The 428-nt window shown below is 41.8% G+C and carries 2 tRNA genes; both read right to left on the reverse strand.

Annotated elements, in window-relative coordinates:
* Positions 1–109 precede the first annotated feature (109 nt).
* Positions 110–185, reverse strand: a tRNA-Ala gene (locus tag N473_RS25705).
* A 116-nt stretch (positions 186–301) separates the two neighbouring features.
* Positions 302–378: transfer RNA gene (locus tag N473_RS25710), tRNA-Ile, on the reverse strand.
* Positions 379–428: the final 50 nt, after the last annotated feature.

Raw genomic sequence — 428 nt, forward strand, 5'->3', positions numbered from 1 at the left:
TTCCAAATTTTTAAAGAGCAAGAGAATAACTTCTCAGAGTTAAAAACTCTCAGTTTATTTAAACTGTAAACTAAGTAAGAGTGCTTATCTTTAAGAAGTGTTAGTAAAGTGGTGGAGCTAAGCAGGATCGAACTGCTGACCTCCTGCGTGCAAGGCAGGCGCTCTCCCAGCTGAGCTATAGCCCCACATTACTAGGAATACATTGTTTGACATCCACATGCTTTGTGTTTTAGACAAGGCATGTATTTGCGACGCTTAGTTCGCTAAGCGAGTAAATACATAACGAAGTATAAAAGCAAAGTGGTGGGTCTGAGTAGACTTGAACTACCGACCTCACGCTTATCAGGCGTGCGCTCTAACCAGCTGAGCTACAGACCCAAACAATGTTGTGTTCTCTAATTCTAATCAACAATCATCTGTGTGGACAC

Origin of the sequence: Pseudoalteromonas luteoviolacea CPMOR-1, from assembly GCF_001625685.1 — a bacterium.
GTDB lineage: Bacteria > Pseudomonadota > Gammaproteobacteria > Enterobacterales > Alteromonadaceae > Pseudoalteromonas > Pseudoalteromonas luteoviolacea_K.